General features: G+C 72.3%; 23 protein-coding genes and 1 pseudogene. 9 read left to right on the top strand and 15 right to left on the bottom strand.

Annotated elements, in window-relative coordinates; translation table 11 throughout:
• The first annotated feature begins 103 nt into the window (after window positions 1–103).
• On the top strand, window positions 104–3544 hold the full coding sequence (locus ACP4J0_RS27640; RefSeq protein ID WP_426601433.1) for a phosphocholine-specific phospholipase C: 3441 nt from the start codon (window positions 104–106) through the stop codon (window positions 3542–3544).
• A gap of 412 nt (window positions 3545–3956) precedes the next feature.
• Here ACP4J0_RS27640 and ACP4J0_RS27645 read toward each other — a convergent pair whose 3' ends face one another.
• Entirely contained in the window at window positions 3957–4748 is a 792-nt protein-coding gene (locus ACP4J0_RS27645; protein WP_426601434.1) for a class I SAM-dependent methyltransferase, read from the bottom strand.
• A 192-nt stretch (window positions 4749–4940) separates the two neighbouring features.
• Here ACP4J0_RS27645 and ACP4J0_RS27650 point away from each other — a divergent pair, with 192 nt between their 5' ends.
• The 4 genes from ACP4J0_RS27650 (at window position 4941) to ACP4J0_RS27665 (ending at window position 8532) form a co-directional block, all read left to right on the top strand.
• Window positions 4941–6185, top strand: a complete 1245-nt coding sequence (locus tag ACP4J0_RS27650; protein ID WP_426601435.1) for a sensor histidine kinase — start codon at window positions 4941–4943, stop codon at window positions 6183–6185.
• On the top strand, window positions 6179–6835 hold the full coding sequence (locus tag ACP4J0_RS27655; RefSeq protein WP_426601436.1) for a response regulator: 657 nt from the start codon (window positions 6179–6181) through the stop codon (window positions 6833–6835). The genes ACP4J0_RS27650 and ACP4J0_RS27655 overlap by 7 nt, the downstream gene beginning before the upstream one ends.
• Before the next feature lie 110 nt (window positions 6836–6945).
• Complete coding sequence (locus ACP4J0_RS27660) at window positions 6946–7317, top strand: hypothetical protein (RefSeq protein WP_426601437.1); 372 nt, start codon at window positions 6946–6948, stop codon at window positions 7315–7317.
• Window positions 7318–8382: 1065 nt separating this feature from the next.
• Window positions 8383–8532 carry a hypothetical protein gene (locus ACP4J0_RS27665; RefSeq protein WP_426601438.1) on the top strand — a complete coding sequence of 50 codons (150 nt, stop codon included), beginning with the start codon at window positions 8383–8385 and terminating at the stop codon, window positions 8530–8532.
• Between the two features lie 258 nt (window positions 8533–8790).
• Here the strand turns inward: ACP4J0_RS27665 and ACP4J0_RS27670 are convergent, their stop codons facing one another.
• From ACP4J0_RS27670 to ACP4J0_RS27680, 3 genes are all read right to left on the bottom strand, one after another.
• On the bottom strand, window positions 8791–9690 hold the full coding sequence (locus ACP4J0_RS27670) for an SUKH-3 domain-containing protein (protein ID WP_426601439.1): 900 nt from the start codon (window positions 9688–9690) through the stop codon (window positions 8791–8793).
• On the bottom strand, window positions 9609–10235 hold the full coding sequence (locus ACP4J0_RS27675) for a YwqJ-related putative deaminase (RefSeq protein WP_426601440.1): 627 nt from the start codon (window positions 10233–10235) through the stop codon (window positions 9609–9611). Before ACP4J0_RS27675 ends, ACP4J0_RS27670 begins: the two co-directional genes overlap by 82 nt.
• Window positions 10236–10349: 114 nt before the next feature.
• Window positions 10350–12029, bottom strand: a complete 1680-nt coding sequence (locus ACP4J0_RS27680) for a carboxylesterase/lipase family protein (protein ID WP_426601441.1) — start codon at window positions 12027–12029, stop codon at window positions 10350–10352.
• A gap of 321 nt (window positions 12030–12350) precedes the next feature.
• Between ACP4J0_RS27680 and ACP4J0_RS27685 the strand changes: the two genes are divergently transcribed.
• Window positions 12351–13016, top strand: a complete 666-nt coding sequence (locus tag ACP4J0_RS27685) for a hypothetical protein (protein WP_426601442.1) — start codon at window positions 12351–12353, stop codon at window positions 13014–13016.
• Between the two features lie 288 nt (window positions 13017–13304).
• Here the strand turns inward: ACP4J0_RS27685 and ACP4J0_RS27690 are convergent, their stop codons facing one another.
• The 11 genes from ACP4J0_RS27690 to ACP4J0_RS27740 form a co-directional block, all read right to left on the bottom strand.
• Complete coding sequence (locus ACP4J0_RS27690) at window positions 13305–13805, bottom strand: nuclear transport factor 2 family protein (RefSeq protein WP_426601443.1); 501 nt, start codon at window positions 13803–13805, stop codon at window positions 13305–13307.
• Window positions 13806–13952: 147 nt separating this feature from the next.
• Window positions 13953–14354 (bottom strand): hypothetical protein, encoded by a 402-nt coding sequence (locus tag ACP4J0_RS27695; protein WP_426601444.1) that lies wholly within the window; start codon window positions 14352–14354, stop codon window positions 13953–13955.
• Window positions 14355–14391: 37 nt separating this feature from the next.
• Window positions 14392–15402 carry a methyltransferase gene (locus tag ACP4J0_RS27700; protein WP_426601445.1) on the bottom strand — a complete coding sequence of 337 codons (1011 nt, stop codon included), beginning with the start codon at window positions 15400–15402 and terminating at the stop codon, window positions 14392–14394.
• Window positions 15399–17180, bottom strand: a complete 1782-nt coding sequence (locus tag ACP4J0_RS27705; protein WP_426601446.1) for an ABC transporter ATP-binding protein — start codon at window positions 17178–17180, stop codon at window positions 15399–15401. Before ACP4J0_RS27705 ends, ACP4J0_RS27700 begins: the two co-directional genes overlap by 4 nt.
• On the bottom strand, window positions 17170–17598 hold the full coding sequence (locus ACP4J0_RS27710) for a lasso peptide biosynthesis B2 protein (RefSeq protein WP_426601447.1): 429 nt from the start codon (window positions 17596–17598) through the stop codon (window positions 17170–17172). Before ACP4J0_RS27710 ends, ACP4J0_RS27705 begins: the two co-directional genes overlap by 11 nt.
• Window positions 17595–17852 (bottom strand): lasso peptide biosynthesis PqqD family chaperone, encoded by a 258-nt coding sequence (locus ACP4J0_RS27715; RefSeq protein WP_426601448.1) that lies wholly within the window; start codon window positions 17850–17852, stop codon window positions 17595–17597. Before ACP4J0_RS27715 ends, ACP4J0_RS27710 begins: the two co-directional genes overlap by 4 nt.
• Window positions 17853–17881: 29 nt before the next feature.
• A complete protein-coding gene (locus ACP4J0_RS27720) occupies window positions 17882–19528 on the bottom strand; it encodes an asparagine synthase-related protein (RefSeq protein ID WP_426601449.1) in 1647 nt (548 codons plus the stop codon).
• A gap of 156 nt (window positions 19529–19684) precedes the next feature.
• On the bottom strand, window positions 19685–19798 hold the full coding sequence (locus ACP4J0_RS27725) for a lasso RiPP family leader peptide-containing protein (protein WP_426601450.1): 114 nt from the start codon (window positions 19796–19798) through the stop codon (window positions 19685–19687).
• A gap of 419 nt (window positions 19799–20217) precedes the next feature.
• Window positions 20218–22524, bottom strand: coding sequence for a lanthionine synthetase LanC family protein (locus tag ACP4J0_RS27730; protein WP_426601451.1), 2307 nt, complete (start codon window positions 22522–22524; stop codon window positions 20218–20220).
• Window positions 22521–23639 carry a phosphotransferase family protein gene (locus ACP4J0_RS27735; protein ID WP_426601452.1) on the bottom strand — a complete coding sequence of 373 codons (1119 nt, stop codon included), beginning with the start codon at window positions 23637–23639 and terminating at the stop codon, window positions 22521–22523. The genes ACP4J0_RS27730 and ACP4J0_RS27735 overlap by 4 nt, the downstream gene beginning before the upstream one ends.
• Before the next feature lie 76 nt (window positions 23640–23715).
• Entirely contained in the window at window positions 23716–24030 is a 315-nt protein-coding gene (locus tag ACP4J0_RS27740; RefSeq protein WP_426601453.1) for a hypothetical protein, read from the bottom strand.
• A gap of 355 nt (window positions 24031–24385) precedes the next feature.
• On the opposite strand from ACP4J0_RS27740, the gene ACP4J0_RS27745 reads away from it, so the two are divergent.
• The 3 genes and pseudogenes from ACP4J0_RS27745 to ACP4J0_RS27755 all read left to right on the top strand — a co-directional run bounded on the left by ACP4J0_RS27745 (window position 24386) and on the right by ACP4J0_RS27755 (window position 26129).
• Complete coding sequence (locus tag ACP4J0_RS27745; protein WP_426601464.1) at window positions 24386–24676, top strand: AMP-binding protein; 291 nt, start codon at window positions 24386–24388, stop codon at window positions 24674–24676.
• Between the two features lie 3 nt (window positions 24677–24679).
• Window positions 24680–25375: pseudogene (locus ACP4J0_RS27750) on the top strand (condensation domain-containing protein); the annotation flags it as partial.
• The gene (locus tag ACP4J0_RS27755) at window positions 25359–26129 is read left to right on the top strand and encodes an acyltransferase domain-containing protein (RefSeq protein ID WP_426601454.1); all 771 of its coding nucleotides are present in this window, start codon (window positions 25359–25361) and stop codon (window positions 26127–26129) included. The pseudogene ACP4J0_RS27750 and the gene ACP4J0_RS27755, both read left to right, overlap by 17 nt.
• Window positions 26130–26590 lie beyond the last annotated feature (461 nt).

Below are 26590 nucleotides of genomic sequence, written 5' to 3' on the forward strand. Positions count from 1 at the left end.
GGCGTACGGGCGACGGAACAGCCGATGTCGTGTGGTGAACGGCCGGCGAAAATCCGTTGCCCAGGGTTATGCCGTGAGGTACGAGCGCCTTAACGTCCCCGACATGTCTGACGTTTCCCGCCGCAAGGTTCTCGGCACCCTCGCCGGTGGAGCCGGCTTCTCCCTCCTGCCCCCCTCGCTGCACCGGGCCATGGCCGCGCCGATGCCGCGCGGCGGCCTGCGTGCCGTCGAGCACGTGATCGTCCTGATGCAGGAGAACCGCTCCTTCGACAACTACTTCGGCGCCCTCAAGGGGGTGCGAGGCTTCGGCGACCGTACGCCCCTGCGGCTGCCCTCGGGGGCCGACGTCTTCCGGCAGCCGCGGCCCGGCGGCGGCGAGGTCCTGCCGTTCTCGGCCCGCCGGGCGGCGCTCGACGCGGGCCGCCCGGAAAGCGACATCCAGTATCTGGGTTCGCTCCCGCACGCCTTCCGCGACGCCGTGCAGGCCCGGGGGAACGGCTGGTGGAACGACTGGGTCGCCGCCAAGACCCAGAGCACCATGGCCTTCTACGACCGGCGCGACATCCCGCTCCAGTACGAACTCGCCGACCGCTTCACGATCTGCGACTCCTACTTCTGCTCGGTCTACGGCTCGACCAACCCCAACCGCAACTACCTGTGGACCGGCACCACCGGTTACGAGCCGGACGGTGTCAACCGGGCCCTGACCAACGCCGCCTACGACCACCGCCACGCCGGATACGGCTGGACCACGTACCCCGAGCGCCTGGAGGCCGCGGGCGTCGACTGGCAGATCTACCAGGAGTGGGACAACTTCACCGACAACGCGGTGGAGTACTTCCGGCCCTGGAAGGAGATCGGCCGGAAGATCCTCGCCCGGGTCGGCGGACAGTACTCCACCACCGAGCAGTTCTACGACAGCCTGTGGGCCAGGACCCCGGAGCAGCGCAGGACCGCGCTGGCCGAGTTCCAGCGGGGTGTCGACGCGCTGACCGAGGCCGAACGCCGGCTGTTCCTGCGGGGCGCCTACCGCTCCGAGCCGGACACCCTCGTCCGGCGGATCCGGTCCGACATCGACAAGGGCACGCTGCCCGCGGTCAGTTGGATCGTTCCGACGGCGGCGCTGTCCGAACACCCCAGCAGCTCCACCCCCGTCGGCAGCGCCAACCTGGTCTACGACCTCCTCGACGCCCTCGCGAGCGACCCGGACACCTGGTCGAAGACGGTGCTGTTCATCAACTTCGACGAGAACGACGGCTACTTCGACCACGTGCCGGCCCCGGTCGCGCCGCGGCCGGCCTCGGGAAACGACGACGACTGGTCCGACGGAAGCCCGGTCGGCCCCGGCCCGCGCGTGCCGATGACGATCGTGTCGCCCTGGACGGTGGGCGGCTTCGTCAGCTCGCAGGCGTTCGACCACACCTCGGTCATCCGGTTCCTGGAGAAGTGGACCGGAGTCCACGAGCCCAACATCAGCGCCTGGCGCCGCAGCGTGTTCGGTGACCTGACCGCCGCCTTCGACTTCCACCGCACCTACCGGCAGCCCCGGGTCGAGCAGCCCGCTCCCGTACCGGACGCGGTCGGCCGCTGGAACCCCGTACCGCCGGGCGAGCAGTCGCTCCCCGAACAGGAGGCCGGCACGCGCCGCACGCGTCCCTCCCCCTACCGGCCGTCCCTGCGCTCCGACGTCACCCGCACCGGCGTCCGCCTCCGCCTCCGCAACGACAGCGCCGACGCCGCCGTCTGGTTCTCCGGCTACCCCGGCGACGGCACCGCCCCACGTACCTGGACGGTACCCGCGCGCGGACGAGCCGACCACACGGTCGAGTACGGCGCCGACGGCTACGACCTGCAGGTGCACGGACCGGGCTGGTCCGTGTGGGAGCTGCGGGGCACCGGAGTGGGCGCCGAGGCGTACCTCTCCGAGCGCCAGGCCGCCGGTCACGTGAGTATCGTCTGCTCCAACCCCTCCTCCCGCACCCGCAGGCTCCTCGTCGGTGAGTCGGTCCACGCCCACAGGCACGGCGACCGGGTGCGCGCCGTCACCCTCGGACCCGGCACGTCCCGCACGGTGCGGCTCGGTCTGCCGGACCACGGCTGGTACGACATCGTGGTCGTCGACCGGGACGACCCGGCCTTCCTGCGCCGCATGACCGGCCGCCGGTTCCACAACAGGCCCGGCGTCACCGACCCGGCGACCGGCACGGCCCCGGCGCTGACCGCGGCCATCGGCCTGCCCGAGCCCCAGCCCTCCCTGGACACGCCGTTCGCGCAGGGCAACCCGACCGATGTCGTCGTCACCGTGCGCAACGACGGCCAGGACCGGCTCGAAGGGCTCCTCGCCGCCCTGACCGCACCGTCCGGCTGGACGGTCGAACGGTCCGGCACCACCCCCGCAACCCTCGCGGCCGGCGACTCGGCCGACGTGCGCTTCACGGTCACGCCCGCCCGGAACGCCACCGCCGGCCGGCTGGTCGTCGCCGCACACGCCCAGGGCGACGGTCTGCTCAGGCTCGCCGACGCCCGTGTACAGGTCCGGGTCGTTCCCGCCCTGAGCGTCACGCTGACCGGTCCGGCGAGCTCACCCGGCACCGACGGCGCCGTCCTGTCGCCGGGCCGAGCGGCCACCGTGACGGTCACCGTCGTCAACGCGGCCGGCACGCCCCTCACGGGCCTGGCCGCCACGCCGGCCCTCCCGCAGGGCTGGCAGGCCACTCCCAGGGGCACCGCGCCGACGTCGGTTCCGGCGCGCTCGAACGTGACCCTGGCCTGGGACGTCGTCGCGCCCGTCACGGCGGCCCGCGTCTCCGACACGCTCCGGGCGACCGTCACGGCGAAGCTGGGCGGCAGCGGTACGGAGGTGTCCGCGTCCCTGCCCGTCAGAACCGGCCCCGTCATGACCGGTCACCTCCTCGCGGAGGACTTCGAGTCCGCCGCCCCCGCGCTCGCCCCGGCCGCCGATCTCAGCCGCCCCGGGCTGCTCGGCTGGACCCGGACCGCCCCCGAGGGCTGGACGGTCACCAACGCGCCGGACATGCCGCAGGGCACGCGGGAGTTGCAGGGCTGGACGTTCATGAGCAAGCAGTTCTGGTTCCCCGCCGGGCAGAACCGCGCCGGCTTTACCCGCGCCCTCGGCGTCGTCGCCGTCAGCGACCCCGACGACTGGGACGACAACGGCGGCCCGTCCGGCCGGGGCCGGTTCGACTCGACCCTGACCAGCCCGGCGGTGACCGTCCCGCCCGGCACCCCCACCCTGCACCTGGGATTCGACTCCCACTACCGGCAGGAGAGCCCGCAGGAGGCCGAGGTCACCGTCGAGTTCGATTCCGGCGGCAAGGTGCGGCTGCTCCACTACAGCGCCGCGACCTCCGGGAACACCAACCAGGGCCGGGACCAGGAGAACCGCCTGGTCCGGCTCTCGTGCCCCGTCCCGGACGGGGCCACATCGGCGAAGGTGGCCTTCCGGGTCTTCAACGCGGGCAACAACTGGTACTGGGCGATCGACAACGTCCGCCTGGGGACGGCCCCGATCACCGACGCCTGACCCGCCCGCGCGCCCGCCGAGGGCGGGGTGGGAGGTGGGACAGGGCAGCACCCCTCCCGGCATGCAAAAGAGGGTGCCGAGGGAGCCGGCGGGGGAGCGACAGGTCCACCGCCGCGCCCGGGTGGAGACGACACGAGGCGGAGGCCCCGGCGGGTCGTGCCGTGGTCTGCTCCGGGTGAGGGCGGCGCAGGCCGGTGGCGAACGGTGCGGTCGGGCGTGCGGTCGGACAGCTTCGCACCCAGACGCATGACCGGAAGGGGTATCCCGGCCGGCGGTGCAGCGGGAGCGCGGTCCGCGGGCTCGAGCCACGCCGCGGGGCCGTCTCGGCCTCGATCGAGCACCGCTGGGACTTGCCCGGCCCGGGGCGCCGGGCGGGAGCTCGGGGACGGCCCCGGGCGCCGGCCCGGTGCCCTCAGGAACGGCCACCGCCCTCGGGCCGGTGCGTCACGCGGATCTTGGACTGGCCGTGCCCGAGGTCCTCCCAGTCCTCCATGAAGCGCGCCGCGAGGCCGTGCTCGGCGGCCAGGGCGATCAGCGTCTCGGTCCGGTAGTAGAAGTCCTCCCGCAGCACGTGATGTTCCTCGCCCTCTGTCCGGTCGAAGGTGAAGTCGAACCAGCCGCCCGGCGCCAGAACGCGGCCGATGTGGGCGAAGCACTCCTCGATCACCGGCAGCGGGGAGTGCGAGAACACGCTGTGCGCGTGCACCACGTCGAAACGGCCCTCCGGCAGGAAGCCCAGCGTGAGATCGCGGACCGGCGTCAGCGCGGGCAGCCGGTCCTGAAGGCCCTGGGCCTTGAGGGTGTCCTGCGCGGAGACGAGTATGTCGGGGGAGATGTCGACGCCGTAGTAGTGGCCGGCGTCGAGGTACTCGATGAAGCGCCAGCCCGCCCGCAGGTTGCCGCAGCCGATCTCCAGCATCCGGTGCTCCGGACGCAGCCCGTGGCGCAGCAGGTAGTCGAACTGCATCTGTCCCAGCGCGAGCCAGCGCTCCCGGCTGCGACTGCCCACCGCTGCGTCCGGGTCGCGGCGTGTGTCGGACCGCATGACCGCCCGGTAGTAGGAGACATGGTCCGGCGAGCGGTACCGCAGCCACGCGTCGCGAGCGGTGCGACGCAGGTGGCGCGGCACCCGACCGGGGTGGCGCACTGCGTAGGACAGGCGGTGGGTGAGGGAGGCGCGGTTGGCCGTGAGGTTCTTGGGCATGCGGTGCTCGATCTCCGTAGGGGCCGTACGTGTCCCAGCAGTCTCACCGCTGCGCCGGTCCCGCTCTTCGGACGTACGGCTAGTCCGAGGAGCCGGCGGGACTATGCGAAGATCAGCCGATCGGATGACGCGCCTCACAGGGTGCGCCTGTATCTGTGGTGGGACGGGGATCGGCGAGACGACGGGGACACGGTGGAGCGAGACGCCATACGGCCGGACCCCGAGGCGCGGTGGCTGACCGCCGCCCTGCACGTCGCCTTCGTGCTGCTGCTCGGCGGCGCGATCGCCCGCCTGCTGACCCACGACCGGGGCGACGGCGCCCGCACCGCCGTGACGCTCGTCCTGTTCCTCCTGTTCGGGGCGCTCTACCTGCTCGGACTGCGGTGGGCGCCCGCGCCGCGGTACGGGGAGCGCCCCGCCACCCGGCATCTGCTCTGGCTGAGCGCGGTACTCGCCGTCTGGATGGTTCTGCTCGCCCTGGAACCGAGCGCCACGTGGTGCACCATGCCGCTGCTGTTCACCGGACTGCACCGTTTGCCGGTGCGGCTCGCGGTGCCGCTCGCCGCCGTGCTCGTCGCCCTCGTGGTGGTCTCCGAACTACGCGTCCTCACCGGCCCGTTCAACCCCAACCTGGTGATCGCCCCGGTCGCGCTCGGTACGGTCGCCACGGCCGTCCTGGTCGACAGCAGACAACTGACCGCCCGGCAGCGCCTGCTCATCGACGACCTGGTGCGCGCCCGCGGCGAACTGGCCGCCACCGAACGGCACGCCGGCATCCTCGCGGAGCGCCAGCGCCTGTCGGCCGAGATCCACGACATCCTCGCGCAGAGCCTGTCCAGCCAGCAGATGCTGCTGCAGGCCGCCGACCGCCGCTGGCACACCTGCCCGGACACCGCGCACGGGCATGTGCGCGACGCCGCCGCGGCAGCCGAGCGTGCGCTCGCCGAGGTCCGCCGGTTCGTCCGCGACCTGACGCCGCTGGACCTCGCGGAGAACACCCTCGTGCAGGCACTGCGAGCCCTCGCCGCGCCGGACGGCGGACCGGAACCGGGACCGGCCGTCGAGTTCCGGCTGGACGGGACCCCCGACGCTCCCGGCTCTCTGCCCGGGCCCGTCGAGGCAGCCCTGCTGCGGGTCACCCAGCAGGCGCTGGCCAACGTACGGGAGCACGCCGGGGCGGCCCGGGCCGTCATCACCCTGACCTGTCTGGAGGACCGGATCACCGTGGACATCGCCGACGACGGGCGCGGCTTCGACACGGGCCGGCCGCCTCGCCGGGGCCGGGCCTCCACCCGCGGTCACGGCCTTCCGGGCATGGTCATGAGGGCCCGACAGGCGGGCGGGACGCTCGCGGTCGAGTCGGCGCCCGGTGAGGGGACGGTGGTCACGATGTCCGTGCCGCTCGCCGAGAACGGCGCCGGAAGGCAGGCGTGGTGACCCCGGCCGCCGCCCCCGCAGTCCGTGTACTGCTCTGCGACGACCACGCCGTCGTACGCGCGGGACTGCGCGCCCTGCTGTCCAGCACCGGCGGCATCGACGTGGTCGGCGAGGCCGGCAGCGGCGAAGAGGCCCTGGTGATGGCAGCGCGGCTGAAGCCGCACGTGGTGCTCATGGACCTGCAACTGGGCGCCGGCATGGACGGGGTGGCGGCCACCGGCCGGCTGGCCGCCCAGAGCGGTCCGGACGGACCCGCCCCGCGCGTGCTGGTCCTCACGATGTTCGACACCGACGCCGACATATCCCGTGCCGTGGCGGCGGGTGCCACGGGCTATCTGCTCAAGGCCGAGCGGCCGGAGCGGCTGTTCGCGGCCGTCCGGGACGCCGCCGCGGGACGCACCGTCCTGTCGGGACCGGTCACCGACCGGGTCGTCGCCCGTCTGCGCGCCCCCGGCCCCGCCCTCACCGAGCGCGAGCGCGACATCCTGGGCAGGCTCGCCGAGGGCCTGGGCAACCGGGAGATCGCCCGGGCCCTGTTCCTCAGCGAGGCCACGGTCAAGACCCACCTGGGGCGCGTGTACGCCAAGTTGGGTGTGCGGACCAGAGCGGGCGCGGTGGCGGCCGCGGCCCGCCACCGTCTGCTGCCGTGAACGACGGCCGGGCATGGGACGCACAACATCCGCGACCGCCGCGCTCACCGGGCTGTTGTCCGCCCGGCGCGGCCGGCGACATGAAACCGAGGCTCCTGGAGGGAACGGACATGGGATACAACGGGGTATCGGAAGAGCGCCCTGGGCGTACGCGTGCCGAGCGGGTGACCGAAGGACTGACCGTCGCCGTGGCGTCGGTCCTCTCGTCGGTCCTGCTGACCGGACCGGCCGTGGTGTTCGGTACGACCGCCTGGCACCTGGTCACCGACCCCGGTACCACCGCGTTCAGCCGGTTGTTGACGCCGGTGCTCTTCCTCGCTCTCGTGGCGCTGCCGCTCGTCCTGGCCCGTGTGGCCTACCGCGTGGGCCGGCGCAAGGGCAGGGAGCGGCTGACGGCGGCGGTCCCGGCGGTGCTGACGCTGCTCGGCGCGTCAGTCGTGCTGTTCGCGGTCCTGTGCCTGGTCGTCGTGTACGCGGACTGACGGTGCTGTGGCTGTTCCTGCTGGTGACGACCTGCGGGGCCCACCAGCACGCCACCGGCGTACCCCTGCCAGGTCCGGCTCGACGCGCAGCCGTGACCAGTCCGGCGCCGCCGGCGCAGGAGCCCGTTGACGGTGCTGGCCACGACACGGTCCGGACGCTCGGCCCGGCTGGTCCGGATCCCCATCGGTACGGCCGTACACACATCGTGCGCCGGTCGTGGTGCCGGGTGGGGCGGAGGTCCGGCGGCCCGGCGGTCCGGGCCCGGCGGGCAGGGGTCGGTGCTCTGGCGGGGCAGGCGGTCCGCGGGCGCGGGTACCGAAGGCCGCCTGGGGCGCGGGCCGGGTGAGCCCTTTCGGCGGGCTCGGCTTGCTCCCACGGCGATGGCAGGTTGGCGGTGGCCGGGCCGGCCCCCGCCGGGCGCAGCCGGGCGAAGACGGCGATCACCGGACAGGTACACCGGCCGGCCGCCTCGGGAGTGGGGACCTTCGGCCGTGCCCAGCCCAGTGTCCGCCCGGAAAAGCCGGATGGTGTGCTCCACGTCGAAGCGCCGCCGGAAGACCTGCCTTACCGGGCCGACCTGGGGGTTCGATGGCATCGGGCCCCGATCACCACGACCACGACGGCTTCGGGCTCGCGCCGCCGGACGGATTTCCGCCGGGTGGTGACGGTGGCGGCGCCGCCCCCCCCCGGCGCACCATGAGTCCAGCGGTACGGTCCGGCAGCTGCCGCCTGCTCCCGTCGCGCAGGTCCGCCGCCCGTGTCCGCCCCCGGCCGTCCGCATGGACGGTCACCGCGATGACGAACCGTACGGCCGGACGCTCCGCCCCCTCGCAGCACAGGTGCCTGTGCGTCACCGGCGGGTGCGAGCCGCATCGGGCAGAGTTCGCAGGGCGCTCAGCCTCTGCCGGGAGCACTGTCGGTCGGTCCTTGCGGGCACAGTGATCGGCTTGGCTTGCTGTACTTCGAGTAACAAGATCACTGTTGTGTGTGCCTCGCGCGACCAGGCGGGGCAGCCCTCCCGTGTGCCCGCGAACGTGGTGCCCGGACCACCAACAGGAAGCCGAATGAAGCCGTCATACGACCGCCTGGAGCAGGCGCGCGCGGACTACGACCACCACCTGCGGACCTGCCGCCAATGCGAGGCGGACGGGGCGAGATGTCCCGCGGCCAAACACCTGAGACGCCTGTACAACAACCTGCTGCGGACGACATGACCTCGCATCCGGTGCTGCCGGGCCCGGCATCCTGAACGCAGCCCGGGTCGCCGCCCGTCACCTCCGGCAGAACCCGGGAACCGCCGGCGCGCGGAGCGTGAGCCGTGGCGACTGCCCGAAGGCTGCCGCCGTCAGGGCTGACGGCCTGTCGAGCGATGCCCTCGCTGACCGCGGGAGCGTCAACAGGGCGATGCCACCGACCGAGGCCGTATCCGCGAACGTCAGGTCTCTTCCGGTGCCGGCGTCGGCCGGTTCACCTCATGCCTTTGTGCCGTGCACGGAGTGCCGGGGCGGGTGGCTGCCGAATTGCTCCTCGTACATCTCGACGATCATGTCGGGATGCAGGCTCGGCCACGTCGTGACGCGGCCGTTGCGGCGGTCGATGATCCAGTAACTCCCGCCGGCGGACCGCGGCGGTCCGCCCGCCGCGACGCGGTCCGGGGAAGGCGGGGGGTGGACCAGCCAGCCCAGGCCGAACGGGTGGAGTGCCACGACGGCGTGCCGGTCCGCCCCGTCCCCCACCACCATGCGGCGGGCCAGTTCGGCCGCTTCCGCGGCGTCCATCGGACGCTCGGGCAGGGGCGCTCGCGGCGGTGCCAGGTGGACCCGGGCAGGGCGGCGACCCTGGACCAGCGCGCTCAGCGCGGCGTCCATGGAGTCGGCGACCCGCCACAGGTAGACGCCACCCTCCTCGTCCATCGCCAGTCGGCCGCGCCCCAGGTCGTACTCGCCGAGCGGCGTCAGCGCGGTACCCAGTGCGGCTCCGTAGCCGGCCAGCGTGGCCGCCGCGTGGAGACCGGTCATGGGGTCGATCCGGAACGGCATCCGGGACATGTCCACGCCCGGCCCGTACTGGTGCACCGTCATCCCCCCGAACTCCCTCAACGCGGCGGCAGCGGCAGGGGGCATGTCGGAACCCGCGGCCTTCAACGCCCGGAACCACCGGAGGATTTCGCCGTCGTCGACACGGACGCCCTCGTACCATCCGGCGGCGGAGAGTACGGCCGCGACATCGGGCGGGAAGCGGCCGTCCCCGCTCCGCCGCGAGCCCCCGGCGGGCCCACCCCGTGCCGCACTCACCGGGGTGCCGGCCCGTCGAACCGGACGCCGAGCGCGGTGAGGGCGGGAGCGCAGGAGGAGCAGGGCGGGATCGGCCACCCACCTGAGGAATCGTGCGGCTCGCGCACCAGCACCGCCGTCAGCAGCGAATCCCGCAGCAGCGAACGCATCTGCTCCAGCACCGCCCCGAAGGCCGGTGCCGGGTCCTCGGCGGCCAGGGACGCCTCCGCCTCGGCCGCGACGCCGGAGAGCAGCAGCACGTCCGGGCAGCGCCCGTGGAAGACCGAGCGCATCGCCGGCTGTGTGCGGTCCAGCAGGGCAAGGACCGCTGGGTGCGCGACGACCGCGTCGGAGTGCGTGCTCACGGCGTGTTCGGGGCGTCGGCCCGGCCGGTACAGCGTGGCTCCGACTCCCGGAGGCATCGGCCGAACGTCCATGACAGCGCTCACCTCTCCGTTCTCCCGAGGGGGCAAGGCGTGGTGGGAGTATCGGGCAGTGAACCGCGTGGCGTCCATACGATCGCCGTCGATCTCTCTCGGCAGACCGTCCAGAGCCCTCCGGGCCGGCCTGCGACCATGGCCTCCCCGCTCACCGGGGCAGGTTCTCCTTCGTCCGTTCGGGGAGCAACGGCAGCGACCCCGCATCGCCGGCTTCGAGCTGCGCGGAGGAATGTGAAGTCGATGACGCAGCCTACGACGGCTTCCTTCAGTACCCCCGGCCGTGAATGCCGTTGATCCGCTGCCGGGGGAGTGGGGCGCTCATGAGATCGGCTCTTTGCCCTCGGTGGGTACTGATTGCGGGAAGGCGTCCGGTTCCGCGAGTCGGCGCCAGAAGCCGAGCCGGTGTTCCAGGGCGTAGTCGACCGGCCCGACACTGTCCGGCGCCAGGTACTGGGTGTGCGGTACGGCTCGGGCCGGATCGAACCGGGGCCACCGCGGAAGACCCGGCCGGTTCGGTGTGCCGGTGCGGGCGAAGTGCGCCCAGTGGTCGGTGATGATGTCGGACAGCCGCACCTGGGCCCGGGTGAAGTGCTTCTGGGCGCCCGGGTCCTCGAAGACGTACGGGGTGTCACCCGCGTGATAGGCCCCGAAGTCGAAATCGCCGGGGAAGGGGAGGTACATGGGGGCGTCCCGGTCGGCGAACTCATAGGCGTAGGTGGGCGTGTGACGTCCGAACGCGACTGCCTGGGCGTAGGTGCCCCGGGCCCACATCCGGTCGGTCACCACGGTGGCCCAGGCCAGGGCGGGCGAGGGGAAGTCCCCGACCGGGTACTGCGCCTTCACCGTGTCCGCCTGGCGACCGAAAGCCGTGACGAGCGCTCGCTCGTACTGGTCGGCGGTGAAGGGGGAACCGACCGCGTCGTGTGCCATCCCGACGAACAGCCGGTGTTCGTCCCTGGTGCCGCCCGACATCAACGGGATGCGCGGGAAGCGGCCTTCCGCCAGAACCTTCTCCGGCAGTTCCGGAAGCACCTCGCTGCCGTAGGCGAACGTCTGGAAGGCGTTCATGATGTCCGGGACCGCCAGCAGTTCCTCCACCGGCAGTGCGCGCAGGCACCGCAGCGCACGCTCGGGGTCGTGCCCGGCGCAGCCCAGTGAGGCGGTCATCTCGACTCCGGCGTCGCGCACTTCCTGCTCCGTGCGCCAGGTGTAGTACGGGTACGCCGGTATCCCCTCGCCCATCGCGCCGGCGGGCATGTCCATCATGCCCTCACCGCTGGCCAGAACGGCTCGGTGGAACAGTCCCCGGGCCCCCGGTGAGGTGAGGTGCCCGCTGATGGCGGCCGCGCCGAACGAGGACCCGGCCACCGTGACGTTGCCGGGGTCGCCGCCGAACGCGCCGACGTTGCGCCGCACCCAGTCCAGTGCTGCCTGCTGGTCCTGGAGGGCGAACGTCCCCGACCCCTCGAGCCCTGGATAGCCGAAGCCGCCGAACACGCCGAGACGGTAGTTGACCGTGACCACGACCAGGCCGCGGTCGGCCAGGCGCCGCGCGTCGAAGAGGCTCCCCCCGCCCACACTGCCGTCACCGTGGATCCACACCAGGACGGGGGCGGGCCGTTCCGCGGAAGCCGGGGCCGGCACGGTGACGTTCAGGACCAGGCAGTCCTCCTCCGGACTCGGAGCGCCCGCGTAGGGCGAGGCGACCTGTGCGCACAGCGGGCCGGGCTCCGTCGCGTCGCGTACGCCCTTCCAGGGCTGTACCGGACGTGGTGCGGCCCAGCGGTAGGCGCCCTCGGGCGGTCCCGCGTAGGGGATGCCCCGGAAGAGGGTGTGGGTGGCCGTCCGCAGGCCCCGGACGAGGCCGCTGTCGGTGCGCACCGTGGCGGCGGCACTCGCGGACACCGGCGCCCGCGGGAGGTCCGGGGCATTGGCGTACACCATCAGGAAGGCCGTGCTCGCGAGGGCCGCGATCACCGCCGTGCGCTTCACTGCCATGGCTGCCTGTCGTGTGTCGACATCACCGAGAACACGGAAGGGATACGAAACACATCTACAGCCGAACCACTGGGAGTGCGCGCCCATGACCGACCGAAGAAGGCAGACGCAGCCGCGCATCCGAGTGAAACGGGCCACGCCACCGGCATACGGGCCAGGGGGCACGGAGGGATTCCGCCTGAGCGGCGGAACGGGCCGCGGTTCGGACTGGACGGCGTACCGGCACGAGATTCTCCGAGACGGCCCGGCCGGGTCACCCCCTCGGCCGCCCACGGATCTGGACCCTCTTCGAGGCAGGCACGGCGAGTGTCCTCCCTGTGGGTGACGCTGCTCAGTACGGCCTCCTTCGCGCTGGGGAGCGGTTCGGCCCACGGGGATGATCCCTCGTTGTGCCTGCTTCACGAGGATGAAGCCATGAAGCTGAAGATCCTCCACACGCCCCCGCCTGTCAGTGACACCGAGCGGCCGGTTCCCCGCTGGGCCGTGCGCCTGGCCTACGCGCTTCCCCTGCTCCTGCTGCCGTCGTGCCTGTGGCGGCTTCCCTTCGCCCTGCACTTCGAGATGGGGCAGATCCAGGAGCTCGGTATGCCGCCCTATTGGGTGAGCATCCCGTACGTCCTCGGGCTCAGCGCGTTGTCGGAAGTGATCGCGATCTTGGCCATCGGGCTGGTCAGGGGCTGGGGAGAGGTGGCGCCCGCCTGGATCCCGGTCATCGGCGGCAGACCCATCCGGCCGATGGCGGCCTTCGCCCCCGCCGTCCTCGGCGGTCTGATCCTCACCCTGCTGTTCACCGACGTCCCGATCGGTGACGGTCGCAGGCTCACCCTGTACGGCGTCGTCGACACCGTCGAATACACCAATGACGCCTGGCAGACGCTTGCGACGGCGTGCCTTGCCCCGATCGCCGCATGGGGACCCATCACCATCGCGCTCGCGATCGCCTACTACCGTCGCCGCACCCGTGCCGTCGCCGGGTCAGACCGGTGAACTTGCCGGGGCGCCCTCCGCACCCTCTCGGCAAGGCGGTCAGAAACGGGCATGGAAAAGGCGCTCTGTCCCACCAGGGTTGTCCGGTCCGAGGTTCGGGTGTCGCGCCGGTTCGGGTGCCATCTCGGGTGAGTCGACGGCTCACGGGGACGAGCACGGTGACGTGGATCGCGGCTCCGGAGGCCGGCGCCCGCCCGCTCGGTCAGGTCGCTGCCAGTTGTCCCGGCGTCCGCGAGGCCTGGGGCGACGGCGCTGTCGCACCAACGGGGCGACTCGACCGGCGTGTCCTCAGGGCTCCCGGCCCGGCTCCGTCGGCCTGGCCTCGCCCGGGTCGAGGGGCGCGTGCGGCGGGGGAGCAGGGGAGGCGGTGCCACCCCGCCACACCGGGCTCACCCGGACGCAGGTGAAGCGCCAGTCCCCGCCCTCCCGGCGGTAGGTGTTGTCGTACCAGCCGCCGACCGACCACCAGTGGGTGAGGTCAGACCCGTCGGGCACGTGAACCGCCTGAAGGTAGGAGCGTGATACCGCCTCCTCGGCCCGGACGGTGATCTGATGGTTCGCGCTGAGGTGATGTGTACCGTGGTAACGGCCCAGATCTTGCCTCACGAACGCGGCGAGCCCCGCACGGCCCCGGTGCGTGGCGCGGGGCAGCACAAGGATTCCGTCCTCGGCGAAAAGAGCCGCATAGCCTTCGAAGTCCTTCTCGTCCAGGCACCGGGCAAAGGTGAACAGCAGGTCGCTGATGGCCGCGCGGTCCATGAGCAGACGTACATCCTTGTCGAGGGACATCGCGGGGGTCTCCTGAGCAGCTCGGGTCAGATCACAGCGGACAACGCGCGACTTCGGGCGCCTGGCCGGCGAGGGTGCGGCCCACGGCGTTGTGGCTCCCAACGCCGTCAGCACAACACACTCATACCCGGGACCGGTCCGTGATTCTCATCGATGCTGCCATCTGCTCCCGGCGGTGATCATGTCTCGCGGAAGGTCCGGGGCGCGGGCGATGTGCGGGAGCACCGCTTCAGCGTCCGTGTACGTGCCGTGCGCGGAGCCCGGCAGCGTCACACAGCGGAGCCGCGCGCTGCTGTGGCGGGCCGGAGCGGCCCAGGAGGGCACGGTGGCAAGGTGGTTGCCGTCCTTGCCCATCAGGGGGAACGGGCGGTCCAGACCGTACCGCGCCACGGGTGACCAGTGGCCGGGGGCGCCGGCCTCCTGGACGTACGCGAGCATGCCGTCCAGGTTGGCGCCTGCCTGTGGCCGGCGGTCGTCGTGCATCGTCTTCAGGGCTGCGAACCCGCCGGCCGAGTGGCCGGACATCCCGGCACGGGACAGGTCTGCCACACGGTGAAGCCCCTTCGGCAGGGCGGAGGGCAGCACGTCACGCCGGGCCCCTGTCGCCGGTGCGGAAGCGTATGAGCTGGAGGCCTGAGGGGAGGGCCGTACGCCGGTCGTAGGCCAGCCCGGCCGTCTCCGCTGCCGCCCTCAGCTGGGCGAGGCTGCGTTCCTTGCCGCCCAGCAGGAGGAACATGCGCAGATCCATGGAGGTGATGGCGCGGGTGTCCGCCTCGTCGGCGAGTCGCTCGCCGACGATCACCGTGCCGTCGGGTGCGGCGGCCCGCGCGCAGTGGCGCAGCAGCGTGACGGCCTGTTCGTCGCCCAGGTTGTGCAGGACGTTGACGAGCGTGTGGACGTCGGCGCGCGGCGGAGGAGTGTCGAAGAAGCTGCCGGGCGAGGGGGTGAAGCGACCGTTCAGGCCGGCGCCGGTGATGCGCCGTGTCGCGGCCGCTACCGTCTCCGGCAGATCGACCAGCGTCGCGTGCAGGCAGGGGAAGCGGCGCAGGAGTGTTTCCAGCAGGACGCCGGTTCCGCCGCCGACGTCCACCACGTGGCCGACCCGGTCCCAGGGGAAGGCGTCGGCGATCTCGCCGGCGAAGCCCTCGGCGTGGGCCTGGCGGAGATCGTCGAACGACGGGCCCGAGGACCGCGCGGCCAGATCGGCGTAGAAGGAGCCGCCGTGGAGCCGGTCGTAGGGGCAGCGGCCGGTGCGTACTCCCTCGGAGAGCGCGCGGACCGCCTCGTCCATGCGGGCGCCGACGCCCCGTTCGTCGAGCCAGGCACGCAGCCGCGCGGGGTGCCCCTCGAGCAGCAGGGCCGAGAGCGGCGTGAGGGCGTAGGTGGCCGGGACGGGTTCACCGAACACTCCCCGGGCGACGAGGAAGCGCAGCAGACGCTCCAGCACGTCCCGGTCCGCACCGATCCGGTCGGCCAGACGCGGAACGGTGTCGAAGCCGGCCGCGATGTGATCGGCCAGGCGAAGGGTGGCCGCCGTGCGCAGCGCGACCGGAGCCAGCCCGTCGACCGCCTCGGAGAACTCGGTCTCGAAGCTCACGTGATCCCCTCCTCGGACCGTCGAGGATCCCCGCCGTCCTGGAATCGGTTGCCGAGGAGCCGCCGGTAGCGGGGGCTGGTCCGCGCGAGTTCGTCGTGGGTTCCCGAGGCGACGATGCGGCCGTCGTCCATCACCAGGATGCGGTCCGCGTCACGGACCGTGGAGAGCCGGTGCGCGATGACGAGCACGCCGGTGGTGCGGGGAAGTGCGCGCAGGGCGTCCACGACGGCCGACTCGTTCTCGGTGTCGAGACTGGAGGTGGGTTCGTCCAGGAGCAGCAGCGCGGGCCTGGTCAGCAGGGCTCGGGCGATGGCCAGGCGCTGCCGTTCGCCTCCGGAGAGCGTTGCGCCGTGTTCCCCCACCGGCGTGTCGATGCCGTGGGGCAGGGACGCGACGAGGGTGTCCAGGTTCACCTGGCGCAGCACGCGGGTGATCTCCTCCTCGTCGATCGTCCTGCCGAGCCCCAGGTTGTCGCGCAGCGTGCCGTGCAGGACGGGCGCGTCCTGCTCCACGAGCCCCAGCAGGCGGCGGCACTGGGCCCGCGTCAGCACCGAGGAGGGGCGGCCCAGGTAGGAGACGGTCCCGCCGGACGGCTCGTGGAAGCGGCAGATGAGAGACAGGACGGTGGACTTCCCCGCACCGGAAGGGCCGACGACGGCGACGCGGGAACCGGCGGGGACGTCGAAGGAGACGCCGCGCAGCGCGGGCCGGCCGGGCCGGTAGGAGAAGCGGACGTCCGCGAAGGACACGACGGGCTGCCCGGGGCGAGGGCCCGGCAGTGGCTGCGGCCGTGCGGGTTCCTCGTCGGGTTCCACGGCGAGCTCCAGGCCCTCGCGCACCCGTTGCAGCGCTCCAGTCGCACGCTTCATCATCGTCAGACCCTCCAGCAGGTTGCCCAGCGGCATCACCAGGTATGTGGCGTACAGCAGGACCGTGACGAGGTCGCCGATGCCGAGCTCGCCCGACGCGACCCGCATACCGCCCAGGACCAGCACGAGCAGGAACGATCCCGAGGCCGCCAGCTGGATCGCCGGCTGTGCGGCCGCGGCGAGCCGCGCGCCCCGCACCCCGGCCTCGTACGCGGCCCGCGCCGAATCGGAGATCAGCCGCGTCTCGTGCTCTTCCGCCCCGTGTACGCGGATCGCGCGGACGGCCGTCAGCCCCCGTTCCAGGTCCGCGCTGAAGGCACCCACGGCTGTCTGGGCCTGCTCTCCGGCCACGCGGATGCGGTTGAGGACGAGGGCGACTCCCGTCCCGGCGGCGGCGAACACGCCGAGCACCACCACGAAGACCAAGGGGTCGACCATCAGCATCAGCACCGTGGCGCCGACGACGGTCAGCGCACCGACGCTGACGTCGACCACGCTGCGGGTCAGGCTGTCCCGCAGGGCGCCGGTGTCGTTGCCGGCGCGGGACATGAGGTCGCCGGTGCGGTGGCCGGCCAGGACCGCGACCCGCACGCGCAGCAGCCGGTGGACGAGAGCCGTACGCAGCCGCAGCACGACGCTTTCACTGGTGCGTTCCAGCAGGTACCGGCCGACGGTGTCGACGGCCGTCTGGGCGACGAAGAGGGCGGCCAGCGCGATCGCGTAGGGCGCGACCGGGGACGACGTGCGGACGCGGTCGATGATGTGGCCGGCGAGGACCGGCTGGGCCAGGCCCAGCCCGGCCGCCACCAGGACCAGGAGCAACGCGGGGACGACCACGGGGCGGTGCGGCCGCAGCAGGCGCAGCAGGTCGGGCAGCCCGACCGCGGGCCGAGGGGTGTCAGCCGCCAAGTCCGGCCTCCACCCGCATCAGGGCCCGGTACGCGCCGGGGGTACCGGGCTCGGCGACGATCCGTCCGTCGGCTTCGAGCCAGGCGTGGGCGGTGAAGGGAAGGGTGACGCGTACGCCGGTGCACCAGGCGGGCCAGGTGCCCTCGGTGCGGCACAGGAGGCAGACGGCGATGGACCGTGGCAGGCAGCCCTGCCAGCCGGCGCAGTGCGGGCTGGCCGCCGCGACGGCGTGGTAGTGGGATTCCGCCTCCGTGTATCCCGCGGGCCGGGCCCCGGCCGCCGCCCTGCGCAGCACGCTGCGCAGCCGGCGGGGCGAGAGTCGTGCCAGCACCAGCGCGACCAGCACGACGGCCCTGGTCCTCACCCGTTGCCACGGGCCGCCGGCGGCGCCGTCCGGCATGGTCATTCTTACGCTCACGACTGCACCAGATTCCTGTCCCGCAGTGTCCGGACGAGGACGGCGACGTCCTCCCTCGCCTGCCCCTCGTCCACGTCGTACTCCTGTGCGATGCGTTGTGCGATGGACTCGAGGGAAGACCGGTCGGCCAGGCCCTCGGCGACGATCGTGGCGGTCTCGTTGAGCTGGAAGTACATTCCGGACTTCTCGTCGAGCAAGACGGAACCGTACTCGGTGTGCACCAGCGAGACGTGGTCACACAGCTGCGGATTCATCAGTACGTGCTCCCTTTCGTGTCGGGCCCTCACAGGGTGCGCAGCCATGTTTCGCAGGCGACCGTGGTCAGGAGCCCTCCGTCATCGAACTCGGGTGAATCGGGAACCCGGCACAAGGACTTCAGACGCGCCGCGTCGACCAGTCCCAGGTCGGCCAGGCGGGAGTCGCTCCACATCCCCACCAGCGTGTGCGAATGAGTGCGCAGGCCCAGCGCCTGGGCCAAGTTCCCCACGCCCTTCGTGGACCGGCGCAGCAATGCCTCGGGAACGACGTCACGCATCGCTTCGGCGAGCAGCGGTTTGTAGCGGTGGGGCTGGACCTTGTCCTGTATCCGTACGCGCAGGGCCGCCTCGATCACCCGGTCGTCGAAGAACGGCGCGGAGAGGGGGAGGCCGGCGCAGGCCGTGATGTCGGTCAGTGCCCGCACCAGGCGGGCCCCGTCGCGCAGCCCGTCGAGTTCCAGGTGGCGGCCCGGCCCGGGCGCCAGTGCGCGGGCCGTACGGGCCTCCTGGCGGATCGCGTCACGGATGAGGCCGGCGCCGTGTGCCGTGGTCCAGGGCGGGATCGTCGCTCCCAGCCCCCAGGTCAGGATCGGATGGCGGGGGTCGGCTCCCGTCCCGGAGACGCCGTGGGAGGCCAGCCATCTGCGATACGGCACCCGCAGGAGGAGCTGGCGCGCGATCTCGGTTCGCGGCCACCGGAACATGCCGCGGTAGGCCCTGATCCGCCGGGCGGCCAGCCAGGGGTGACGGGGCAGCAGATCCGCGCACAAGGTCGCCAGGCCGACGAAGAGGTGGTCACCTCCGTGCCCGGTCAGGTGGACGTCCGCTCCCTCGGCGCGGCCCGGTTCGGTCATGGCCAGCACGCGCGCCCGGCTGGCGACGGCGATGGAAGGCTCGTCCAGCGGCTCGACCGCCCGACGGAGGTCCGCGTACACCAGCGGCACGTCGTGTGCCGGGACGACGCGGTGATCGACCCGCCCGCAGTGCCGCGCGGCCAGCAGGGCCCATTCCGTGTCGTCGTCCAAGGGGTCGCGGCTCGCTGCGGTCACCGCGACCACCGGCCCTTCGCGCGCCGCCAGGAACATCAGCGCGGTGGAGTCGAAACCCCCCGACAGCTCGCTGCTCACCCGTGTGCGGTCACGGACGTGGTGCCGCACCGAGGACCGCAGAGCCTCTCGCACCTCCCGGGCGCCGGCCGCGAGCGGAGTCTGCGGCTGAGGTGGCCGCCACCAAGGGTGTACCCGGGGTTCCGCGCGGCCGAGGTGGAGCCAGGTACCGGGGAGAACGGGGTGGACACCCGTCCACAGGGGTCGTTCGGCCAGGGGGTGGGGCACGGGTTCCAGCAGACGCAGGGCGAGGGCGGTGGTGTCGAGTGAGGCGTTCGCCATCCCGGCCAGGGTCCTGGCGCGGTCGGCCGCCCACCAGGCGCCGCGGCAGCGCGTGTAGAAGACCTGCTTGGTCCCCGAGGCGGTTCCCTGGACGCGTACCCCGTCACCGCCGATGGCGGCTACCACGTGGAAGAGACCGGGCAGCGCCGTCACCACCTGGTCGAGGTCCGCGGCCGTGCGGCAGGCCGCGATCGCGCGCGTGAGGGCCGGCGTGGTGGGATCGCCGGGACCGATCAGGACGACGGTGTTCCCGTCGGCCCGGATTCGGACCAGGGACGAGGACACGAGGCGGGCCAGGACCCATGGTCTGCCGGAGGGGTGGTCGATGGTGTGGGTCGCTTTCCAGGAAAGGCACCCGACCGCAGAGGCAGCTTCGTGATCAGGTGCCACCACAAAGTGTTCCATGACGATGCCGGGTGCCTTTCTCGATCATGTTGCGCCTTACGGGATGAATCGGCCGACCAGCTGGTCGGCGAAGAACCGGCCGAATCCGGCCGTCGCGGTCGCGAATGCGCCGCGCTCGATCAGAGTCGGGGGCTCATAGGTCTTCTTCACGGCTTTCACCTCCTTTCTGTTTCAGCGGACGCCCACGGAAGACGCCCGACGCTCAGCGTTCCTGAACGCTGTCTCCCCGTCGCCGCAGGCGCGTTAACGAATTGTCGGGCAGCGCGCGGAAGCATGGTGGTGTCCATTTCGCGCTCCCGGCACTTTCTTTCTTTACCTGTCCGCCCGCGGAGATCGGCCCGGGGCGCACGGAGGAAACGGACCGGCGCGGCGACCTCCATGGAGCCGGAGAAGGAAACTGAAAATGCGTTCGAAAAGGGGGTGAGGGGATATCCTGCGATGCGCCGAGGTGAATGCGCGCCGATTTCGGGGCGGTAAGGAAAGGCCCACCGCCTCCGGTGGTGTCGGAACACCGCATACCGGCGATGTCCGTGCAGGGCCCTGCCCTGGACCCGTATCGACCGGCCCCTTCACAGGGGAATGGGCAGCAGGACGGAGACGACGTCGGGATGGGCAGCGCGCAGACTGGCGTGGGCGACGCCGCCCGCTCCGGTCAGCAGCCCGCACCCGGACGGCCAGGGGCCGGGGTCGCGGTAGGCGCAGAGCGCGGCGGTCAGCAGGCGGTCCCTGACGGCGCGTCGCGCCGGGGCATGTGTCGGGGGCAGCAGGGTGAGCAGGTCGGCGAGCCCCGCGGCGCCGTGGCACAGGGACACGTCGTGACCATGGCGCGGGAACGCGGCGGCGGCCCGGTGGGTGGCCTGCACCGCGACGGCCGTCTCCTCCACGAGGGCGGGGTCCGTGCTCACCCGGGCGACCCGGGACCGGGCCAGGGCGATACCGGGTGCTTTGTAACACCACTGGTAGCGGTCCCGGCGTGCGCTCGCGAGCCCGTCTCCGGCGTCGCGCAGATCCGCCCAGTTCCGCTTCCTGGGGTCGAACCAGCGGCGCTCGTAGGCGCAGGCGGCCTCGGCGGCCTCGCACCACGCGGGGTCGCCGGTGACCTCGGTCAGTTCGGCCAGAGCCAGGGCGACGCCGGAAGCGCCGTGCGCCAGTCCGACCGGGGCGGGGCACCCGCCGTCCGGGTCGTCCCACCGGAGTCCCGCACCGTCCCGGGATGCCGCCCGCACCATGTGGTGCCCCAGCTCCACGGCCACCTCCGCCGCTCCCGGCGCGCCGAGCCGGTGGGTGCCGAGGAGCGCGAGGACCGTGCCCGCCGTGCCGTAGAGCAACTCGCAACGGACCTCCCGCGCGCCGCCGAGGAAGCAGGTGGCCGAACGCCGTGTGAGGTCCGCGCCGGCCGTGAACAGGGTGTCGTCGGCCAGCTCCCGGGCGGCCAGGGCGACGCCCCATCCGACACCGGCGGTACCCGCGTACAGTCCGGGCGTCTCGGGTGCGGCACCCGCCTGGCCCAGTGCCGCGCGCAGGGCGCCGTAGGCGTGGCGGCGGTGCGCCGCGGAGCCGGTCCGCCGCGACAGCGCGGCCAGCAGCAGCCCGATCCCGGACAGCCCGTCGTACAGCTCCGGGCCGGCCGGCTTCCACAGGCGGGCGGAGCCGGTGGCCGGTGCCCCCAGCCAGGTGCAGTGGCCGTGGTGCCACAGGGCCTGTCGGGTGATCCGCTCGCCCAGGGCGTCCGCCTCCGCGAGCCAGTCGGGAGTGCCGCCGTGCCGTTCCCCGTGGCCCCCGCCGAGAGAGGGCCGGGGGTGAGGGAGAGCGCTGTCGGGCCTTGTCTCCCCGGGGGTGGACGGGAGACGGGTCGGGGTACGAGGAGGCCGCGGCCCCGTGGCGCGGGAGCGGCGGAGGAAGTCCAGCCCCGGGCTGTCCGGGTTGAGGTAGGGGGCGTGCAGGGACAGGCCGGCCTCCTCGAACGCGTCGGACACGGCGCCGACACGGCGGGGCAGCTCGTCGTGTCCCGCGCGGTGGGCGGCGACCAGGCCGCGGGCGACGAGGCGCGAACGGTGCATGCCGAAGCTGGTGTCGTGACCGGGGTCCTCGGCCGCGGCCAGCCCCCGGCCCAGCCGCAGTGTCAGCGCGGGTGCGGCTGGGCGCAGCCACGGCCCGACCCGCTCACGGACGTCCTCCAGCAGCGGCCACGCGGCTTCGGCGTGCGAGGCACTCAGGTACAGCACGGCCGGGTCGGCCCGCCGGGGCCAGGGCTGGTCGGTGTGCCGGACCTTGAACTCGAACGGGATCGCCGCCGTGTTGAGGGTTTCGGTGAGGGCCGCCACCAGCTCGGGCGCGCCTTCGGCGGTGACGTTCCAGTAGAAGCGCAGGACGCGTTCGGCGTGCCGCGGGCGCGGTCCGGAGTCGCCCAGGAACAGCAGGTAGCCCGGGGAGGTCAGCAGGACCCCGGGCATGTCCAGTTCCAGGCGGCCGTCGTCCCCGGCCGTTTCCGCGATCGTGCCGGGCACCAGGAAGTCCACCCCGGCGCATCGCACGACGCCGTCCCCGTCCGCCTCCCGCCGCAGCAGAGGTGCCTTCCAACGCCAGGTGCCCTTGCCGGCGTTGGCCCGGACGAGCCGTTCACAGAAGCGGGCGGAGGCGCTGCGGGGTGCCGGGCGGTCCACCTCCCCGAGGTCCGCCAACGGCTCGCCGAACACATAGAACGCCTGGTACAGCAGCTGGGACAGGTGCAGCGTGAGGGCGTCGTCGGTCACCGCGGGATGCGTCACGCGCAGCGACTGCGTGGGCGCGCCGCACCAGGTGACACGGTCGTCGTCACCGATACGTACCGCGCCTGCCGCGGCCCTCACCTGCCGGACGTGACCAGAGTGCTTCATCGTCCCTCCGGGGCCAGTCCGAGGAGGCAGTGGGCGGCGGCGGCCGGCCGGGCGAAGGTGTTGGCCGCCAACTGCAGGAGCTGGCGCGCCGCCGCGGTGACGAAGGCGGACTGCTGCACGGTCTCGAACGCCGCCTGGACCAGCCGCGCGGCGCACCACCGCACAAGCACCAGCGGGTCGATGTCCTCCCTCCGATGGCTCCGATAGGTCCCGAGGTAGGCCGCGGTGAACCGGCGCACCGGCGTCAGCGTGGTGACCGCTTCCGCGCCCGGTACCCACAACTCGCCGTCGGTCAGCCACCAGCAGAGGCGTTCCGCCAAGGGGCCCGCGAGGTCCCAGTACGGGTCTCCCCGACCGCCCAGCTCCCAGTCGATCAGATGGACCGTGCCGTCGTCCGGGTCGACGACGAGGTTGTCACTGCGCAGATCGTTGTGCGTCAGTGCGCTGGGTCGCCAGTCGCGGCTCAGCGCCGCGAGCGCGTCGCACAGGGCCGGGTGTTCTTGCAGCAGGCCGGTGAGGGCGAGCGAGGCGCTGCTGCGGTAGCCCACGCTGTCCAGTCCGGGCCGGAAAACGGTGAGTACCGGGGGCGCCGGCTGAGGAGGCAGCAGAGCGGGATCGTGCCAGCGGTGCGTCCTGGCCAGTACGCTTCCCAGGGCGCCGGCGAGACGCGGGTGCGTGTCGTCGGAGCCGCCGAGCCGGTGCTCGGCCTCCCAAAGCGGCAGCCCGTCGAGGTGGGCGACGACGAGCAGCGAGCGCCTCGGGTTCGCGTGTACGAGCCGCGGTACGGGCAGGCGCGTCGTCCCTCGGGCGAGAGCACGGTAGACCTGGATCTCGTGCCGGACCGCGCCCGCGGTGTCGGCGGTCGTGCCCTGCTTGAGCACCCATCCCCGGCCGTCGGCGCGCACGATCAGACATCGGCTGCGCCGAGAACGGTCCTCGATCGTGAGGTGAGGGCTCAGCACCAGTCGGGTGTCCAGCTCTCCCAGCTCCACCAGCAGCCGGAGCGCGGACAGTTCGTCCACCAGGTCCGTCCCGGAAGGGACGAGGACGCCCAGCCGCTCCCTCCCGGCCGGAGACGGGGGAGTCGTCGTCTTCGGCGCCGCCGGCCGTGTCACGGCGCCGGGCACGGTCCGTCACCCCTCTTCCGTCGGAGCCGGCGGCCGGCACCAGCCCGGCGGAACTGGCGTCGGTTCAGCATCCGAAGCAGCTGAGCACGACGGAGCAGGACGTCAGGGTGAGGATCGTGATCGACACGGTGCCGCACAGAGGCTGGACATCGGCGGCCAGTTCCAGCAGCCGTTCCCGCTCCACGCTCCGGTCCGAGATGTCTCCCCGCAGGAACGACATCATCTGCTCGGTCGCTTCCTCCTTGCTGATCTCGCCTCTGACGAAACGATCAGCGGCGTTGGTGAACTGACCGATTCCCGGAGCTGCTCGAAGCTGTTCGTCGAGTTGCTCCAAGATGTTCACGGAGTTCGCTCCCGCGGACTGTGCATCGGCGCTCATCTGTCACCCTCCTGATTCTCTGACGCTCCTGGACGGGGCGAGCGGTCGGGTGAGCAGGTGCAGTGCGAAAGAGCGGGAACGCGAGGGGATGGGGCCGACCGCGAATGAGGCCCGAACGGCATGAGCCTTTCGCCTTTATCAATTTATCCGGCCATGGAGAAACAAGACCAGACGATGAGGGAAAGTCATATTAACGAGCTCGCGTGAGGTCGGCGGTGGGACGTCGAGGAGCACGTTCGGTTGCGTCCTGGTGTTGTTGCTGTTGAGTGTGGTGAGGAGCGTGTCACGTATGCCGAGGTTAATGCTGGTGCGAGCCGTGTTGCGCATTGGCTGCGTGAGCACGGTGTCGGTCCGGATGTCCTGGTCGGTGTGTGCCCGGCGCTCTGTGGAGCTCGTGACCGGTCTGCTCGGTATTCTCAAGACGGGTGGCGCTTATGTGCCCATCGACCCGGACTACCCGCGGGAGCGTATCCGTGCCCTGGTTGCGTATTCCGGTGTCGTATCGTGCTCAGCCAGTCCTGTCTGCCGGCGGGGTTGTTCGCCGGCGCGGGTGGGGGTGAGCGTCTGCAGGGCGTCCACCTCGATACCGGTGAACGTGCCGGGGACGGCACGCAGTTGCTTGCCGGCCGTCCCGAGGACGACCTGACGCGTGCCGGGCTCGGTCTCACTCCCGAGCATCGGGCCTACGCCGTCTTCACCTCGCTCCCAGCTCGCGGGCCTGCCGGCCCGCACCGCGCTGCGCACCGACTACCGGCGGCCCGGGACCAAGTCGTACCAGGGCTCATCGGTCGAGGTGGACGTCCCCGCCGCCGTGCTCGACCAGCTCAAGCGGGTCGGCAACGAGCACGGCGGCACGCTCTACCTGACGCTCCTGTCGGCGTACGCGACGCTGCTCGGCGCCCGTACCGACGACCGGGAGCTCGCCATCGGCTCACCGGTGACCAACCGGCCCCGCCCCGAGCCGGAGCGCCTCGTCGGCTACTTCGTCAACGTGCTGGTCATGCGCCTGGACGTGCGGCCCGAGCGGGCCTTCGGCGAACTCCTCGCGCAGGCCCGGCAGGTCACCGCGGCCGCCCACCAGTACAAGGACGTCCCGTTCGCCGGCCTCGTCACGGCCCTGGTGCCCGAGCGGGGCCCGGCGCACTCGCCGCTCTTCCAGGTCATGTTCAACCTGGTGCCCGCCGCCGAGGCCGCCCCGGCGGATCCCGCAGGCCTCGGCTTCCTCCCCCTGCCCACCGACAGCGGCACGGCGAAGTTCGATCTCAACCTCGTCGTCCGGGAGACCTCCGAAGGGCTGCGCGGCTACCTGGAGTACAGCACCGACCCGTATGCCCGGAGCACGGCCCGGGAGCTCGCGGCCATCTACGAGAGACTGCTGCTCAAGATCGTCACGCAGCCCGCCGCGAGCGGAGGGCTTTCGGCCCGACGCGGTCCTCGGCCACAGCCTCGGCGAGTACGTCGCGGCCACCGTCGCCGGGGCGATGTCCTTCGAGGACGGCCTCGACCTAGTGATGAAGCAGGCCCATCTCCTCGAGTCGCGCTGCTGCCCCGGCGGCATGGTGGGCGTCCTCGCCCCGCCGTCCCTGTACCGGCGGCGGCGCGACCTGTTCACCGGTCTCGCCCTGGCGGGCGTCGACTTCCCCACCGAGACCACCGGCAACTTCGTCATCGGCGGGGAGGCGGAGCGTGTCACCGAGGCCCGCGCCGTGCTCGACCGGGAAGGGGTGATCGCCGTCCGCCTTCCGGTGCGCCACGGTTTCCACTCCGGGCTCGTCGACGGCATCCGCCACGAGTGCCGGAGCCTGGGACACGCGGTAGCGGTGAAGTTGCCCAGCCTGCCGGTGTATTCGTGCGCGTACGCGGGAGAGCTGGACGGCGCGGCGCTGCCCGGATGGGACGACTACGCGTGGGACGTCGTCCGAGGGCGCGTGCGCTTCGACGAGCTGATGGCAACCGCGTTCCGCGACCCGGCGCGCCACTACTTCGTCGACCTGAGCGCCAGCGGCTCCTTCGTCACTTCCTCAGGCACGGCTAGGCCCCGACTACCGGGGCGCGTCCGCGATCAACCAGTTCGGCAACAACGCGGCGTCTCCTTCTGACGCCGGCTCTCCGGCCCGCTGGAGTCGACGTTGCGCACTTCGACCGACGCGCCCGAGCGCAGCAGGCCGAACACGTCCTCGTACCGGGTGACCACCCAGAACCCAGGGGGTGCGGATAGATCGGGCGGTCTCGCGGAGCGTCGCGTACTGCGGATACGAATTCGGTGAACCCCTTGGCGAAGGGGTTGAACAGCGGTATCTGTTCCTGGGGGAGCACACCCTCGGTCATCCCGTGCTCCTTGTAGTGGCACCGGTCGCAGGGACCCCCGGCGGCCGGTCCCGGTGGAACCGCCGCGGCTGCCATCGGCCCTGGCTGGATAAGAGTTCGCAGGTCACAGTAGTGCGGCCGGAGGCACCAGCGGCACGAGACGAGGAGGGAAGCAGGAGAGTACCCGGCGTAGCCGGGCGGGGAGGGACACGTCAGGCGGCTTGCGGGAAGCCGGTGGCCGTTGCGGCGCGTC

Origin of the sequence: Streptomyces sp. WG7, from assembly GCF_049975785.1 — a bacterium.
GTDB lineage: Bacteria > Actinomycetota > Actinomycetes > Streptomycetales > Streptomycetaceae > Streptomyces.

Bases quoted from the DNA above. Each gene is read 5' to 3' on its own strand.
- ACP4J0_RS27690 (WP_426601443.1), bottom strand. From the start codon at position 13,805: ATGTCCCTCGACAAGGATGTACGTCTGCTCATGGACCGCGCGGCCATC.
- ACP4J0_RS27640 (WP_426601433.1), top strand. From the start codon at position 104: ATGTCTGACGTTTCCCGCCGCAAGGTTCTCGGCACCCTCGCCGGTGGA.
- ACP4J0_RS27755 (WP_426601454.1), top strand. From the start codon at position 25,359: ATGCCCGGAGCACGGCCCGGGAGCTCGCGGCCATCTACGAGAGACTGC.
- ACP4J0_RS27645 (WP_426601434.1), bottom strand. From the start codon at position 4,748: ATGCCCAAGAACCTCACGGCCAACCGCGCCTCCCTCACCCACCGCCTG.
- ACP4J0_RS27715 (WP_426601448.1), bottom strand. From the start codon at position 17,852: ATGAATCCGCAGCTGTGTGACCACGTCTCGCTGGTGCACACCGAGTAC.
- ACP4J0_RS27660 (WP_426601437.1), top strand. From the start codon at position 6,946: ATGGGATACAACGGGGTATCGGAAGAGCGCCCTGGGCGTACGCGTGCC.
- ACP4J0_RS27665 (WP_426601438.1), top strand. From the start codon at position 8,383: ATGAAGCCGTCATACGACCGCCTGGAGCAGGCGCGCGCGGACTACGAC.
- ACP4J0_RS27730 (WP_426601451.1), bottom strand. From the start codon at position 22,524: ATGAAGCACTCTGGTCACGTCCGGCAGGTGAGGGCCGCGGCAGGCGCG.
- ACP4J0_RS27740 (WP_426601453.1), bottom strand. From the start codon at position 24,030: ATGAGCGCCGATGCACAGTCCGCGGGAGCGAACTCCGTGAACATCTTG.
- ACP4J0_RS27675 (WP_426601440.1), bottom strand. From the start codon at position 10,235: ATGCGGGGTCGCTGCCGTTGCTCCCCGAACGGACGAAGGAGAACCTGC.
- ACP4J0_RS27680 (WP_426601441.1), bottom strand. From the start codon at position 12,029: ATGGCAGTGAAGCGCACGGCGGTGATCGCGGCCCTCGCGAGCACGGCC.
- ACP4J0_RS27745 (WP_426601464.1), top strand. From the start codon at position 24,386: ATGTCCTGGTCGGTGTGTGCCCGGCGCTCTGTGGAGCTCGTGACCGGT.